Here is a 13,880-nt window from a genome sequence, read left to right on the forward strand (position 1 = left end):
AAGGAGAAACATTTTGTTCCACGTCGTACTGGTCGAACCCGAGATCCCGCCGAACACCGGCAACGTCATCCGCCTGTGCGCCAACACCGGCGCTCAGCTGCACCTGATCGAACCGCTCGGCTTTCCGCTCGACGACAGCAAGATGAAGCGCGCCGGACTCGACTACCACGACTACGCCACCATGAAGGTGCACAAGAACTGGGAAACCTACCTGGCCGCCGAAAAGCCCGACGCCGCGCGCATGTTTGCGCTGACCACGCATGGCTCGGCGCCGTTCGCCAGCGCTTCCTTTCTGCCGGGCGACGTGTTCGTGTTCGGCAGCGAAACGCGCGGGCTGGCGCCGGCGCTGCGCGAATCGTTTCCCGCGGCGCAGCGCATCCGCCTGCCGATGCGGCCCGACAACCGTAGCCTGAACCTGTCGAACACGGTGGCGGTGGTGGTGTTCGAGGCGTGGCGGCAGAACGGCTACGCCGGCGGCGCGTGACCACGCGCCTGACCCTGTAAGGTCGGGCGGTGACGTGCTTGCATCATGATGCAAGCACGTCTATTCCCATGTCGTCGATTACCTTGAGCAGCCGCTGCGCCATGGGCTGGGCGTGTTGACTGACGATTCCCACTTTGCAACCGTCGACTTCGTGATTCCCATATAACGTGCCAATACCTCCTGGCTGACCTGGTTTTTCGTGCGGATGCGCTGGACGTCAGATGCTGTGTAGTTGGGCGCGCTCAAACAGGCCCCGTCGAATTCACGCATGGTCTGCTTATCAAAAACACCGACGGCGTGAAGCGCGGCGGCAGCGCTCTGAATTGCTTCCAAAGCGTCGCTCTTGGGCATCCGTGTTTCCCGCTCACTCTGCTTCGCACCTTTTCCCATCTTCGGCGCGGCGGCTCGCTTCGCTGGAGGCTTTTTTGGCATCCCTTAATATAGCATCAATGGTTCGACGAAACCCAATTCGAAAGTTCTCGCGCGCTCTGCTACAGCATTGGCCAACTTGCGTTGGCCGAAGTTGCGGGCAAATCACTCCAGCCATACGGCGACGGCCACGACGTCAAGATAATGTGCCAGCAGATTAGTGCGAGATGGCACCGGCCGCCCGAAACGAGCACGGGCGGCAATGTGCATGATATCTACGGCAGCGTCGAGCGGCGCCAGGCTGCACGGCGCAATGGCCGCACCGCATAAAGCCCGCCTCGAGCGCCAGCGCCTTCCACATCCGATTCAAGCGCAGACTGCGCAACACCGGTGTCAGGTCTGACATTCGGACATTCACGCGTGATTGTCTTAATGTCAGACCTGACACCAGTGTTTGGCTCTATAGATTTCGGGGAGAACGGCTACTTGCTGCGCACTTTTGTCAGCAGCTTGGTCGTCGAGCGGTCGTGTTTGAAATCGATCGCCACCGCCTGCCCGCCATACGCCAGCACCGCCTGCCCCTCGGGGATGGCCGTCATGTCGTAGTCGCCGCCTTTGGCGTAGATTTCCGGCTGCGCTTCCTGCACCACTTCGAGGGCGGTGTCCTCGTCGAAGTCGACCACCAGGCTGACCGATTCAAGCGCGGCCAGCACCGCCATGCGGTCGGCGCACATGTTGAGCGGACGGTCGTCGCCCTTGCCGAGCCGCTTTACCGACGCGTCGGTGTTGGCCGCCACCACCAGCGAGGCGCCCAGCGCGCGCGCCTGCGCAAGATACGTCACGTGGCCGCGGTGCAGGATGTCGAATACGCCGTTGGTCAGCACCACCGGCTTTGGCAAGGCGGCAACGCGCGCCTTCAGTTCGTCGCGCGTGCAGATTTTCTTTTCAAATTCGGGCATTGGGCATCAATCAGTGTGTGGATTTGTCGCGCGCCAGGATTCGATCAGGCCGCGCACAGATGCGTCGAGCGTATCGATGTCGATACTGGCGGCGCGGTTGAAAATCATCAGCGCATACGCGCGCGCGAGCACGTTGACTTCGCGCGACAAGGCGTACTCGTTGCCGCGCGCGGGAGCCTGGTGTCGCCAGAAATTGATCGCCGCCTCCAGCTCCTGCACAGTGAGCACCATCACTCCTCCGGCTCTTCCTCCACCAGCATCGACAGGTCGTCGGAGGTGGTGGTGCCGGTGCTGCCGGGCTCCTTGCGGTCGCCCCGCAGCTTGATCTGCAGGCGCAGTCCGTTGGCAGAATCGGCGTTGCGGATCGCCTCGTCGTAGCCGATGAAGCCCTTGTTATACAGCTCGTACAGCGCCTGGTCGAAGGTGCACATGCCCAGCTCGCGCGACTTGTGCATGATCTCCTTGATGCCCTGGAAGTTGCCCTTCAAAATCATCTCGCCGATCGTCGGCGTGTTCAGCAAGATCTCGATCGCCGCCTTGCGGCCCTTGCCGTCCTCGGTGCGCACCAGGCGCTGCGAGACGATCGCGCGCAGGTTCGACGACAGGTCCATCAGCAGCTGGTTGCGCCGCTCTTCAGGGAAGAAGTTGATGATGCGGTCCATCGTCTGGTTCGAGTTGTTGGCGTGCAGCGTGCCGAGGCACAGGTGGCCCGTTTCGGCAAACGCGATCGCGTGCTCCATCGTTTCGGTGTCGCGGATTTCGCCGATCAGGATCACGTCCGGCGCCTGGCGCAGCGTGTTCTTCAAAGCGTTGTGCCACGAATGCGTGTCGACGCCGACTTCGCGGTGGGTGATCAGGCAGCTCTTGTTCTTGTGCACGTACTCGACCGGATCTTCCACCGTGATGATGTGGCCGGCCGAATTGGCGTTGCGGTAGTCGATCATCGCCGCCAGCGTGGTCGACTTGCCCGAACCGGTGCCGCCGACCACCAGCACCAGGCCACGCTTGGTCATGATGACGTCTTTGAGCACGTCGGGCAGGTCGAGCTTTTCGAAATTCGGAATTTCGGAGGCGATCGTGCGGCACACCATCGCCACGCATTGCTGCTGCACGTACACGTTGATGCGGAAGCGGCACACGTTCGGCAGCGAGATGGCGAAATTGCACTCCATCTGGTCTTCAAACTCGGCCTTCTGGCGCTCGTTCATCAGCGACAGCGCCAGCGCGCGCGTGACTTCGCCGGACAGCTTCTGCTGGCTCAGCGGCTTCATCGCGCCCTGGTGCTTCATGCTCGGCGGGAAGTCGGCCGACACGAACAGGTCGGAGCCGCCCTGGTGGTGCATCACCGTCAGCAGTTTGTGGATGTAAGCCTGGGCTTCGGCGGGGCCAAATGTCGTCGACATGCGCAACTTTCAAGAATGAAGCGGCGAAAAAACCGCCTTCCCGGCAATTATATCGACTGCCCTTCCGGTAAAATAGAATTTCTTTGCTGACTAAAAAGCAACTTTCTGGCACTATTGCCGCTGGCCACCTGCCCCCACCTGCCATTCACCTATCCGATGACACTCACTGAACTGAAATATATCGTTGCCGTCGCGCGTGCGAGACATTTCGGGCACGCCGCCGAGGCCTGCTTCGTCGCCCAGCCGACCTTGTCGGTGGCGATCAAGAAGCTCGAAGACGAACTCGGCGTGGTGCTGTTCGAACGGGGCGGCGCCGAAGTGTCGGTCACCCCGCTCGGCGCGCAGATCATCGCCCAGGCCGAACGCGTGCTCGAGCAGACCGCCGCGATCAAGGAGCTGGCCAAGCAGAACAAGGATCCGCTGGCCGGCCCGCTGCGGCTCGGCGTCATCTACACGATCGGGCCGTACCTGCTGCCGCCGCTGGTCAAGCAGCTGATCGACACGGTGCCACAGATGCCGCTGATCCTGCAGGAAAATTTTACCGTGCGCCTGCTCGAACTGCTGCGCCAGGGCGAGCTGGACGCGGCCATCATGGCGCTGCCGTTGCCGGAGCACGGCATGTCGATGCAGATGCTGTACGACGAGCCGTTCGTGGTGGCCACGCCGAAAGGCCACCCGTGGGCCGCGCGCAAGGAAGTGCCGGCCGAAGACCTGAAATCCGAGACCATGCTGTTGCTCGGCAACGGCCACTGCTTCCGCGACCAGGTGCTGGAAGTGTGCCCGGAGATGGCGCGTTTTTCGACGCCGGGCAACGGCATGCAGCGCACCTTCGAAGGCTCGTCGCTCGAGACCATCCGTCACATGGTGGCCAGCGGCATCGGCCTGACCGTGCTGCCGCGCGCCTCGGTGCCGGACATGAAGGACAAGAACGGCATGCTCAGCTTCGTGCCGTTTTCGGCGCCGGCGCCGTCGCGCCGCGTCGTCATCGTCTGGCGCAAGAGTTTTACGCGCCGCGCCGCGATCGAAGCGATCTGCGCCTGCGTCGCCGCGTGCGACCTGCCCGGCGTCGACATGCTGCCGCTGGCCGACGCCGCCTGAGTCGCGCCCCCGTCAGAGCGCGGTTTGCTCATGGCGCGCTACCATCGCCACCGTATGCCCGCGATCGAGCTCCGGCAAGCGCCGCAGCACGCTCGCCGCCAGCGCATCGCGCAGCCCCTTGAAACGCAGCAGCCGCCCGATCGCGCGATACCTCAAGCCGCGGTCCAGCAGCCGCGTCCTGGCCAGCCCGCACAGCACGAAATAATGAAACGCCAGCGTCTGCCGATGCCACTCGCTGTGGAACGACGCGACCGGCTCGTGCCACACATCGACTAGCGCCAGTCCCTCGCGCCGCGCCAGGTTGGCCAGCGCCAGGTCGCTCCAGCGCAGCACGTGGTGCGGCGGCATGTTCAGCGGCGCATTGGGCGCGATGGCCAGAAAGCTGTCCTCGGCCGGCACCGCCAGGATCAGCCTGCCGCCGGGCGCCAGCGCCTGCACGCACGCGTGCACGAAACTGGCCGGCTCGGGCACATGTTCGAGCACCTGGAACGAGCAGACGACATCGTACCGGCCTGGATTGGCGGCGGCATGCGCCTCGACCGGCTGCTTGCTGACCGCCAGGCCCGCCGCCTGCGCCCGCGCCACCGCCGCGTCGTTGAATTCGAGCCCCGTGTAGCTGACCGACGCCGGCAGCGCGGCGTGAAACGCGCCCTTGCCGCAACCGACTTCGAGCACCCGCGCGCCCTCTTCCACGTGGCCGCTGGCGTAAGCGTATTCGGGCTTGTCGTCCTGGTAGTACCAGTCGAACTGCTGCAGTTGCTCGTAGAACGCGGCGTCGCCGGCGCAGGGCGGCGAGAAGAAACCCAGGTCGCAGCCGGCGCAGCGGAACAGCACGATCGCCGGCGTGGCGGCAAGGCAGGCGGCCACGTCGATGCCCTTGTCGCGGTAACCGGCGACCAGGTCGGCGCTGGCGATCGATTCGGCGGCGATGACGGCGCCGCTGCTGCAGGCTGGGCAAAGTAGATTCGGCATGGCATGTCCGCAGAGTGACGTAGGCAGCCTATCGTCGCGCCGAGCTTGGGCGGTACGCTTGATCTGCCCCAAGGGCGGGCGCAAACCCGGTAGAATTCGAGCCTTGCCTAAAACACATACCTCTCGATGAACAAGCTGGCGTTGTACTTCAAGCTGATCCGTGCCGACAAGCCGATCGGCATCCTCTTGCTGCTGTGGCCGACGCTGATCGCGCTGTGGCTGGCGTCGAACGGCAAGCCGGACTGGCAGCTGGTACTCATTTTCACGGTCGGCACCGCGCTGATGCGCTCGGCCGGCTGCGCCATCAACGACTTCGCCGACCGCGACTTCGACAAGCACGTCAAGCGCACCGCCGAGCGCCCGCTCACCAGCGGGCGCATTCAGTCGTGGGAGGCGGTGGCCGTGGCCGCCGTGCTGGCGATCGTGTCGTTTCTGCTGATCCTGCCGCTCAACGCGCTGACCAAACAGTTGTCGGTGGCCGCCGTCATCATTGCCGCCACTTATCCCTACTTCAAGCGCTTCTTCGCCATCCCGCAGGCCTACCTGGGCATCGCGTTCGGCTTCGGCATCCCGATGGCGTTCGCCGCGGTGCTCGGTGAAGTGCCGGCAGTGGCCTGGGCGCTGCTGCTGGCCAATGTGTTCTGGGCAGTGGCCTACGATACCGAATACGCCATGGTCGACCGCGACGACGACCTCAAGATCGGCATGCGCACCTCGGCCATCACCTTCGGCCGCTTCGACGTCGCCGCCGTCATGCTGTGCTACGGCGCCGCGCTGGCGATCATTCTCGCGTGCGGCTGGCTGCTGGGGCTGCGCTGGTGGTTTGTCGGCGGCATTATCGTCGCGGCAGGAATTGCCTTGTATCACTACAACTTGATCCGCGAGCGCGACCGGATGGGCTGTTTTGCCGCCTTTCGCCACAACAATTGGTTGGGTGCGGCCCTTTTTGCCGGAGTCGCGTTAGACTATGCAGCAGGATAACGTTATCCAATTTGCACTTGGCGGATCCTTTGTCCGAACCGGGCATTTTCAAAAAGAAAATTTAACTAACGAGGCTATCCCATGATGGAAAAAATCCCTACCCAGACCGGCGCACGCGACCAACTGATGAATGATCTGAAAACGGTGATTCAGGATGCCGAAGGCTGGCTGCGCAACAGCTCGCTGACCGGTGAAGACCTGAAAGCGGCGAAGGAAAAGTTCGAGCGTACCATCAGCGCCGCCAAGGCCGACGTGATTCACTACCAGGAGATGGTGGTCGAGAAAACCCGCGAAGCGGCCAAGGCGACCGACGAGTACGTGCACGAGAACCCATGGCGCGCGATCGCCATCGGCGGCGCCGCCGGCTTGCTGCTCGGCCTGGCGATCTCGCGGCGCGACTAAGCCTGCGCGCGCCAAAGGCGCATCCGCGCTCTGACGGGGACGCCGAGTCCCGCACTTCGGGACTCGGCGCCCCCGTCAGGCCCCGTCAGGCCCCGTCAGGCCCCGTCAGGCCCCGTCACCGCCCAGCTGCTCACCGAGTTCGCGCCCGCGTGCGGACGCCGCCTTGACCGCTTCAATGATCGCCTGCTTGACCCCCGACTGCTCCATGCTGACAAGCGCCGCATACGTGGTGCCGCCCTTCGACGTCACGCGCTCGCGCAGCACCGCTACTTCGTCGGGCGACTGCGCCGCCAGCTGCGAGGCGCCAGCAAAGGTGGCCAGCGCCAGCTGCTTGCCCTGCTCCTCGGTCAGCCCCAATTCCTGCGCCGCCTGCTGCATCGCCTCAATAAAGTAGAACACGTACGCCGGTCCGCTGCCCGACACCGCCGTCACCGGGTCGATCAGCGCTTCGTCATCGAGCCACACGGTGGCGCCGACCGCCTTCATGATGTCGTCGGCGGCTTGCTTCTGCGCCGCCGTGACGCCGCCCATCGCCACCATGCCGGTGATGCCGCGCCCGATCAGCGCCGGCGTGTTCGGCATCGTGCGGACGATGGCGCCGTAGCCGCCCAGCCAGCGCGCCAGATCGACGCCGCGAATGCCGGCGGCAATCGACAGCAGCAGCGGCTGGCCGGCCAGATGCGGCGCCAGGCCGGCGGCCACTTCACGCATCTGCTGTGGCTTCACCGCCAGCACAATCACGCCGCTGTCGCCGACCTTGTCGTCGACCTGGGTCGCGGTGGTGACGCCGAAATTATCGGCCAGGCGCGCCAGCTGCTCCGGGTTCGGATCGACGACGTGGATGTTGGCCCCTGCCGTCAGCTGCCCGGCCAGGCCGGCAATCAGCGCCGACGCCATGTTGCCGCCGCCGATAAATGTAATCTTCATGCCTGCCCTTTAATCATAATTGCGTACTCCGAAAATGGCGCTGCCGACGCGCACGATGGTGGCGCCTTCGGCGATCGCCGCGGCCAGATCGGCCGACATCCCCATCGACAGCGTATCGAGTTCGATGCCGCCGGCGCGCAGCCCGTCGGCCAGCAGGCGCAGGCGGGCGAACCCGGCGCGCTGCCTGGCCTCGTCGGTTTCCAGTTCGGGAATCGTCATCAGGCCGCGCAGCTTCAGGTTCGGCAGCAGCGTGATCTGGCGCGCCAGCTCCTCCACCTCGTCGGCGGCGGCGCCGCTCTTGCTCGCCTCGCCGCTGGTGTTGACCTGGATGCAGATATTCAGCGGCGCCATGCCGGCCGGGCGCTGCTCCGACAGGCGCTGGGCGATCTTCAGCCGCTCGACGGTGTGGACCCAGTTGAAGCCGGCGGCGATCGGGCGCGTCTTGTTGCTCTGGATCGGGCCGATGAAGTGCCACTCGATCGGCGCGGCCGGCAGCGCGGCGGCGACGGCGGCCATCTTGTCGAGCGCTTCCTGCAGGTAGTTTTCGCCAAAGGCGCGCTGGCCGGCGGCGATTGCCTCGAGCACCGCTTCGGCGGGGAACGACTTCGACACGGCCAGTAGTTGTATCGACGCACGGTCGCGCCCGGCCGTATTGCTTGCGGCGCGTATAGTCGCATCGACAGCTTGCAGTTTGTGGGCGATTGTGGACATAATCATTGTCAGCGGGCAATTAAAAAACTTCGAGTCGATGCAAACGTGCACACTTGGCAAGGCACGCGCCCTTCACTGCACAGGGATTATAAATGGACATCTCCGAATTACTCGCTTTCTCCGTCAAGAACAAGGCGTCCGACCTGCACCTGTCATCCGGCCTGCCGCCGATGATCCGCGTGCACGGCGACGTGCGCCGCATCAACCTGCCGCCGCTCGAGCACAAGGACGTGCACGGCATGATCTATGACATCATGAACGACGGCCAGCGCAAGCAGTACGAGGAAGTGCTCGAATGCGACTTCTCGTTTGCCATTCCGGGTCTGGCGCGCTTTCGCGTCAACGCCTTCAACCAGGAACGCGGCGCCGCCGCCGTGCTGCGCACCATTCCGTCGAAGATCCTCAGCCTCGAGGACCTGAACGCGCCGAAGATCTTCGGCGACCTGGCGATGAAGCCGCGCGGCCTGGTGCTGGTGACCGGCCCGACCGGCTCAGGCAAGTCGACCACGCTGGCGGCGATGGTCAACCACCTCAACGAAAACGAGTACGGCCACATCCTGACGATCGAAGACCCGATCGAATTCGTCCACGATTCGAAGAAGTGCCTGATCAACCAGCGCGAAGTCGGGCCGCACACGCTGTCGTTCAACAACGCGCTGCGCTCGGCGCTGCGCGAGGATCCGGACTGCATCCTGGTCGGCGAACTGCGCGACCTCGAGACGATCCGCCTGGCGCTGTCGGCCGCCGAAACGGGCCACCTGGTGTTCGGCACGCTGCACACCTCGTCGGCGGCCAAAACGATCGACCGTATCGTCGACGTCTTCCCGGCCGACGAAAAGGAGATGGTGCGGGCGATGCTGTCGGAGTCGCTGCAGGCGGTGGTGTCGCAGACGCTGCTCAAGACCAAGGACGGCTCCGGGCGCGTCGCCGCGCACGAGATCATGATCGGCACGCCGGCGATCCGCAACCTGATTCGCGAGGCGAAAATCGCGCAGATGTATTCGGCGATCCAGACCGGCAGCAACGTCGGCATGCAGACGCTCGACCAGAACCTGACCGACCTGGTACGCCGCAACATCATCTCGCACGGCGCCGCGCGCTCCGCCGCCAAGACCCCGGACAACTTCCCCGGCTGATCAAGGAAGACAAATGGAACGCGACCAGGCTTCAAAATTCATGTTCGACCTGCTCCGGCTGATGACCAGCAAGGGCGGCTCGGACCTGTTCATCACCGCCGGCTTCCCGCCGGCGATCAAGATCGACGGCAAGATGACGCCGGTGTCGAGCCAGGCGCTGACGCCGTCGCACACCGCCGACCTGGCCCGCTCGATCATGAACGACAAGCAGACCGCCGGCTTCGAGCTGACCAAGGAAGCGAACTTCGCCATCAGCCCGGGCGACCTGGGACGCTTTCGCGTGTCGGCGTTCGTGCAGATGAGCTGCGTGGGCATGGTGCTGCGCGTGATCACCACCACCATCCCGAAGCTGGCCGACCTCGATTTGCCGCCGATTTTGGCCGACATCATCATGGAAAAGCGCGGCCTCGTGATCATGGTCGGCGCCACCGGTTCGGGCAAGTCGACGACGATGGCGGCGATGGTCGGCTACCGCAACGAGAACAGCTACGGCCACATCATCACCATCGAGGATCCGGTCGAATACGTCCACCCGCACAAGAACTGCGTCATCACGCAGCGCGAGGTCGGCGTCGACACCGACAGCTTCGAGGCAGCGCTGAAAAATTCGCTGCGCCAGGCGCCCGACGTGATCCAGATCGGCGAGATCCGCGACCGCGAAACGATGGAGCACGCCATCGCCTTCGCCGAAACCGGTCACCTGTGCCTGGCCACGCTGCACGCCAACAGCTCGAACCAGGCGATCGACCGCATCATCAACTTCTTCCCCGAAGAGCGCCGCGCGCAGCTGTTGATGGACTTGTCGCTGAACCTGAAGGGCATGGTGTCGCAGCGCCTGATTCCGCGCAAGGAGAGCAAAGGGCGCGTCGTGGCGATTGAAATCATGCTCAATTCGCCATTGATCTCGGACCTGATTTTTAAAGGCCAGGTACACGAGATCAAGGAGATCATGAAGAAGTCGCGCGAACTGGGCATGCAGACGTTCGACCAGGCGCTGTTCGACCTGCACGAGGCGGACAAGATCAGCTACGAAGACGCGCTGCGCAACGCCGACTCGGTCAACGACCTGCGCCTGGCCATCAAACTGCAGGGCAAGGACGCGAAGAACCGCGACCTGTCGGCGGGTACCGAACACTTGGGGATCGTGTAACACGCAAGCGGATCGGCAACGGTCCGCCTGCTGCGTCAGCGGGCGCGCGCACGGCGCCTGCTGGGTCCGCATGGCGACGCGCTGCGTCAATGAGAAATCGCGAACAAGTCGATATTAGTTGATTTTCGGTAATTTTTAGCGTATCCTGTCGTTGGTCGTTGCTCGTCCCGAGTGACCGCCCAGAATTTCCTCCACGGCCCATCTCCCCGCCGTCGCTCCACTCGGATTGACCGCTCTCCTGTTCGCCCGCTGCCTGTGACGGCATGTGCGCCACTACGCTGCACCAATCCTGTCGTTCTCGCTATCCCGTACATTCGCGGTGCTGCCATGCATGGCATGGCGCCGGTTGCGGGACCCTTCAAAAATATAGATATCGGAACCCAATAAGGACCGCAACCATGAAACTTGGAAATGTAAAAATCGGTACTCGGCTCGCCGCCGCGTTCGCCCTTGTGCTCGCACTGACTTCGCTGATGACGGTCGTTGGCATCTGGCGCCTGCATGCCGTCGCACAGGCGAGCAGCGTAATGGACAGCGCCAATTTGAAGGAACGCCTGACGCAAGAATGGCTGCGCGGCATAGTCGCCAACTCGGTGCGCACCTTTGCCAAGGCCAGAAGCGACAACCCCAACGATCAGGCGTACTTCCAGCTCGAGATGGATAGCGAGAGCGCGAACCTGACCAAAATTCAGCAGCAACTGCAGAAGCTGGTAACGGACGCTGAGGCAAAGCGCTTGATTGATCTGATCGGCGAACGCCGGAAAGCTTACGTCGACGTCAGAAAAGCCACGTTCGCCATGCTGGGCGGCGACGATGCGCTGCTGGCTGCGCACGTCAAGACGAGGCTGCTGCCGGTGATGACGGCGTATAGCCAGTCGGTGCGCGACCTGGTCGAATTTCAAAATGGCGTGTTCGGCCGTGCCAAGGCCGATGTCGATGCGCTGGCGAGCTCCGGACGCACACTGCTGACCATGCTGGGGATCGGGGCCATGGCGCTTGGCGCGGCATGCGCGTGGCTGCTCGCGCGCAGCATTACCCGGCCAATGGCCTACGCCGTTTCGATTGCCCACGAAGTCGCCTCGGGCAACCTTGCGCATCCGATCGTCGTCAGTTCGAGGGACGAGACGGGCCAGTTGCTGCAGGCGCTAGCGGACATGAAGACGAGCCTGGTGGACATCGTCGGTGAGGTGCGGACCGGTACCGACACCATCGCAACGGCGTCGGCGCAGATCGCCGCCGGCAACCTCGATTTGTCCTCGCGCACCGAAGAACAAGCCAGCTCCCTCGAGGAAACGGCGGCCTCGATGGAAGAAATGACCAGTACCGTCAAGCAGAACGCCGAGAACGCGCGCCAGGCCAATGGGCTGGCAGCGTCCGCTTCCGAAGTGGCGTGCAAGGGAGGTGCCGTGGTAGCGCAAGTAATTGACACGATGAGTTCGATCAACGCGTCGTCAAAGCAGATCGGCGACATCATCGGCGTCATCGACAGCATCGCGTTTCAAACCAACATCCTGGCGCTCAACGCCGCCGTCGAGGCAGCGCGCGCTGGCGAACAGGGTCGCGGATTTGCCGTCGTTGCCGCCGAAGTGCGCAACCTGGCGCAGCGCTCAGCGGCGGCGGCGAAGGAAATCAAATCGCTGATCGACGACTCGGTTGTCAAAGTCGACAACGGCTCCAGGCTGGTCACTGAGGCCGGCGCCACGATGGACCAGATCGTCTTCAGCGTCAAGCGCGTCACCGACATCATGGGCGAGATCACCAGCGCGAGCAAGGAGCAGACTTCCGGGATCGAACAGATCAACCAGGCCATCAGCCAGATGGACCAGGTCACCCAGCAGAACGCGGCGCTGGTGGAAGAGGCGGCAGCGGCGGCCGAATCGTTGCAGGAGCAGGCTGGCGCGCTGGCACAGGCAGTCAGCGTATTCAAGCTTGCCGGCGATGTCGGCCCGGCTGTAATGGCGGCCGGCGTGACGACGCGGGTCCATCGACCACGGCCCGTGGCGCCGGCCAAGCGGCTGTCGGTTGCGGCCGGGGCCGCCGAATGGGCAGCGTTCTGAACGGTTCGTGGCCGCCAAAAACATGGTAGATTGAAGGCTGCTCATCGGTTGCGCAGCGCGGCCAACCGAGCCAACTACATCGGGATGGTCTGACCATGAATGCTTTTGACTTCCAGGCTGCGGCCATCGACGGCGAACAGGTTGAGCTGTCGCGCTATCACGGCAAGGTGCTGCTGATCGTAAACACCGCCAGCGCCTGCGGCTTCACGCCGCAATACAAGGGGCTCGAAGAAGCGTATCAGCAGTTCCGGGCACGCGGCTTCGAGGTGCTCGGCTTCCCATGCAACCAGTTCGGCAAGCAGGAGCCGGGCACCGAAGCGGACATTGGCGCCTTCTGCGAGAAGAACTTCGGCGTGACGTTCCCGCTGTTTGCCAAGGTCGACGTCAACGGCGAGAACGCCCACCCGCTGTTCAAGCACCTGAAGGAAGCGGCGCCTGGCCTGCTCGGCACCGAAGGCATCAAGTGGAACTTCACCAAGTTCCTCATCAATAAAGACGGCAGCGTGTACAAGCGCTATGCGCCGCAGACCAAGCCGGAAGAAATCGTCGCCGACATCGATAAGCTGCTGGCCGCCTGAGCGGCGTAGCGCGGCAGTTTCCACCCGGCAGCCGAGCTTGCCGAATCCTTGTGCTATCCGGTGGCCGCCGCCATGACGGCTGCGTATGCTTGACTGAACTCACCTTCAGGAGGCAACGATGGACGGCGCACATTCCAGGGTGGAAGAATTCCTCGCGACACTGCGCGAACAGGCCTTGCTGAAGGATGAAAAAACACCAGGCAGCGTGCGCTGGTACATCGCGTTTTACCAGTTGCGTGCGCCGCAGCGGCGCAAGGCTTTCCGCGCAGCAGGATTCTGCCTGCTTTTCCTGAGCATCAGCCTGCCCTTCATCACGCAGAGCGTGCCTGTGGCCAGCCAGGCGCAGGTGGCGTCGACGTTGTCGTGGCTGATCGCCATCGTGGCGGCGTCGAGTTCGTTCTTCAACTGGCAAAAGGCGTGGCAGCTGTACACGCAAACGCAGCTGACCTTGCAGTTCGCGCTGACCGAATGGGAGACGCGCACCGCTGAGGCGCGCGCTGCAGCGTCCGAAGAAGAGGCGATGCGAATCCTGAAGGCGGCGTTGCAGCAATTGACCCGGGCGGTCAGCGATGCGGTGTCTAACGAGACGGCGCAGTATTTCGAGGGCGTCAAAGTGCCGGAGCAGCGGTCGAAGCACGCGTAGCGCGTCACTA

Annotated in this window: 16 protein-coding genes; 9 read left to right on the top strand and 7 right to left on the bottom strand. The window is 63.6% G+C overall.

Annotated elements, in window-relative coordinates; translation table 11 throughout:
* The first annotated feature begins 13 nt into the window (after positions 1-13).
* Entirely contained in the window at positions 14-484 is a 471-nt protein-coding gene (trmL, locus tag CR105_RS09480; RefSeq protein ID WP_099788181.1) for a tRNA (uridine(34)/cytosine(34)/5-carboxymethylaminomethyluridine(34)-2'-O)-methyltransferase TrmL, read from the top strand.
* 78 nt (positions 485-562) lie between these two features.
* Here the strand turns inward: trmL and CR105_RS09485 are convergent, their stop codons facing one another.
* The 4 genes from CR105_RS09485 to CR105_RS09500 form a co-directional block, all read right to left on the bottom strand.
* Positions 563-835 carry a helix-turn-helix domain-containing protein gene (locus CR105_RS09485; RefSeq protein WP_229413784.1) on the bottom strand — a complete coding sequence of 91 codons (273 nt, stop codon included), beginning with the start codon at positions 833-835 and terminating at the stop codon, positions 563-565.
* A 500-nt stretch (positions 836-1,335) separates the two neighbouring features.
* Positions 1,336-1,812, bottom strand: a complete 477-nt coding sequence (locus CR105_RS09490; protein ID WP_099788182.1) for an adenylyltransferase/cytidyltransferase family protein — start codon at positions 1,810-1,812, stop codon at positions 1,336-1,338.
* A 6-nt stretch (positions 1,813-1,818) separates the two neighbouring features.
* Positions 1,819-2,043 carry a DUF3717 domain-containing protein gene (locus tag CR105_RS09495; RefSeq protein ID WP_180288142.1) on the bottom strand — a complete coding sequence of 75 codons (225 nt, stop codon included), beginning with the start codon at positions 2,041-2,043 and terminating at the stop codon, positions 1,819-1,821.
* Entirely contained in the window at positions 2,043-3,215 is a 1,173-nt protein-coding gene (locus CR105_RS09500; RefSeq protein ID WP_099788183.1) for a PilT/PilU family type 4a pilus ATPase, read from the bottom strand. The genes CR105_RS09495 and CR105_RS09500 overlap by 1 nt, the downstream gene beginning before the upstream one ends.
* A 156-nt stretch (positions 3,216-3,371) precedes the next feature.
* Between CR105_RS09500 and CR105_RS09505 the strand changes: the two genes are divergently transcribed.
* A complete protein-coding gene (locus CR105_RS09505; protein ID WP_099788345.1) occupies positions 3,372-4,313 on the top strand; it encodes a hydrogen peroxide-inducible genes activator in 942 nt (313 codons plus the stop codon).
* Between the two features lie 12 nt (positions 4,314-4,325).
* Here the strand turns inward: CR105_RS09505 and CR105_RS09510 are convergent, their stop codons facing one another.
* Positions 4,326-5,285 carry a class I SAM-dependent methyltransferase gene (locus tag CR105_RS09510; protein WP_099788184.1) on the bottom strand — a complete coding sequence of 320 codons (960 nt, stop codon included), beginning with the start codon at positions 5,283-5,285 and terminating at the stop codon, positions 4,326-4,328.
* Between the two features lie 126 nt (positions 5,286-5,411).
* Here CR105_RS09510 and ubiA point away from each other — a divergent pair, with 126 nt between their 5' ends.
* Both ubiA and CR105_RS09520 read left to right on the top strand, forming a co-directional pair.
* Positions 5,412-6,266 (top strand): 4-hydroxybenzoate octaprenyltransferase, encoded by an 855-nt coding sequence (ubiA, locus tag CR105_RS09515; protein ID WP_099788185.1) that lies wholly within the window; start codon positions 5,412-5,414, stop codon positions 6,264-6,266.
* 81 nt (positions 6,267-6,347) lie between these two features.
* Entirely contained in the window at positions 6,348-6,668 is a 321-nt protein-coding gene (locus CR105_RS09520) for an ElaB/YgaM/YqjD family protein (RefSeq protein ID WP_099788186.1), read from the top strand.
* A gap of 105 nt (positions 6,669-6,773) precedes the next feature.
* Here CR105_RS09520 and proC read toward each other — a convergent pair whose 3' ends face one another.
* On the bottom strand, positions 6,774-7,595 hold the full coding sequence (gene proC / locus CR105_RS09525; RefSeq protein WP_099788187.1) for a pyrroline-5-carboxylate reductase: 822 nt from the start codon (positions 7,593-7,595) through the stop codon (positions 6,774-6,776).
* A gap of 9 nt (positions 7,596-7,604) precedes the next feature.
* On the bottom strand, positions 7,605-8,306 hold the full coding sequence (locus CR105_RS09530; RefSeq protein WP_099788346.1) for a YggS family pyridoxal phosphate-dependent enzyme: 702 nt from the start codon (positions 8,304-8,306) through the stop codon (positions 7,605-7,607).
* Between the two features lie 92 nt (positions 8,307-8,398).
* Between CR105_RS09530 and CR105_RS09535 the strand changes: the two genes are divergently transcribed.
* The 5 genes from CR105_RS09535 to CR105_RS09555 all read left to right on the top strand — a co-directional run bounded on the left by CR105_RS09535 (position 8,399) and on the right by CR105_RS09555 (position 13,870).
* A complete protein-coding gene (locus CR105_RS09535; protein WP_099788188.1) occupies positions 8,399-9,442 on the top strand; it encodes a type IV pilus twitching motility protein PilT in 1,044 nt (347 codons plus the stop codon).
* 13 nt (positions 9,443-9,455) lie between these two features.
* Positions 9,456-10,592 (top strand): PilT/PilU family type 4a pilus ATPase, encoded by a 1,137-nt coding sequence (locus tag CR105_RS09540; RefSeq protein WP_099788189.1) that lies wholly within the window; start codon positions 9,456-9,458, stop codon positions 10,590-10,592.
* 398 nt (positions 10,593-10,990) lie between these two features.
* Complete coding sequence (locus CR105_RS09545; RefSeq protein ID WP_099788190.1) at positions 10,991-12,649, top strand: methyl-accepting chemotaxis protein; 1,659 nt, start codon at positions 10,991-10,993, stop codon at positions 12,647-12,649.
* 95 nt (positions 12,650-12,744) lie between these two features.
* Positions 12,745-13,227, top strand: coding sequence for a glutathione peroxidase (locus CR105_RS09550; RefSeq protein ID WP_099788191.1), 483 nt, complete (start codon positions 12,745-12,747; stop codon positions 13,225-13,227).
* A gap of 118 nt (positions 13,228-13,345) precedes the next feature.
* Positions 13,346-13,870 (top strand): DUF4231 domain-containing protein, encoded by a 525-nt coding sequence (locus tag CR105_RS09555; protein ID WP_099788192.1) that lies wholly within the window; start codon positions 13,346-13,348, stop codon positions 13,868-13,870.
* The last annotated feature ends 10 nt before the right edge of the window (positions 13,871-13,880 follow it).

The sequence above is a fragment of the Massilia eurypsychrophila genome, assembly GCF_002760655.1.
Taxonomy (GTDB): domain Bacteria; phylum Pseudomonadota; class Gammaproteobacteria; order Burkholderiales; family Burkholderiaceae_D; genus JAFCUW01.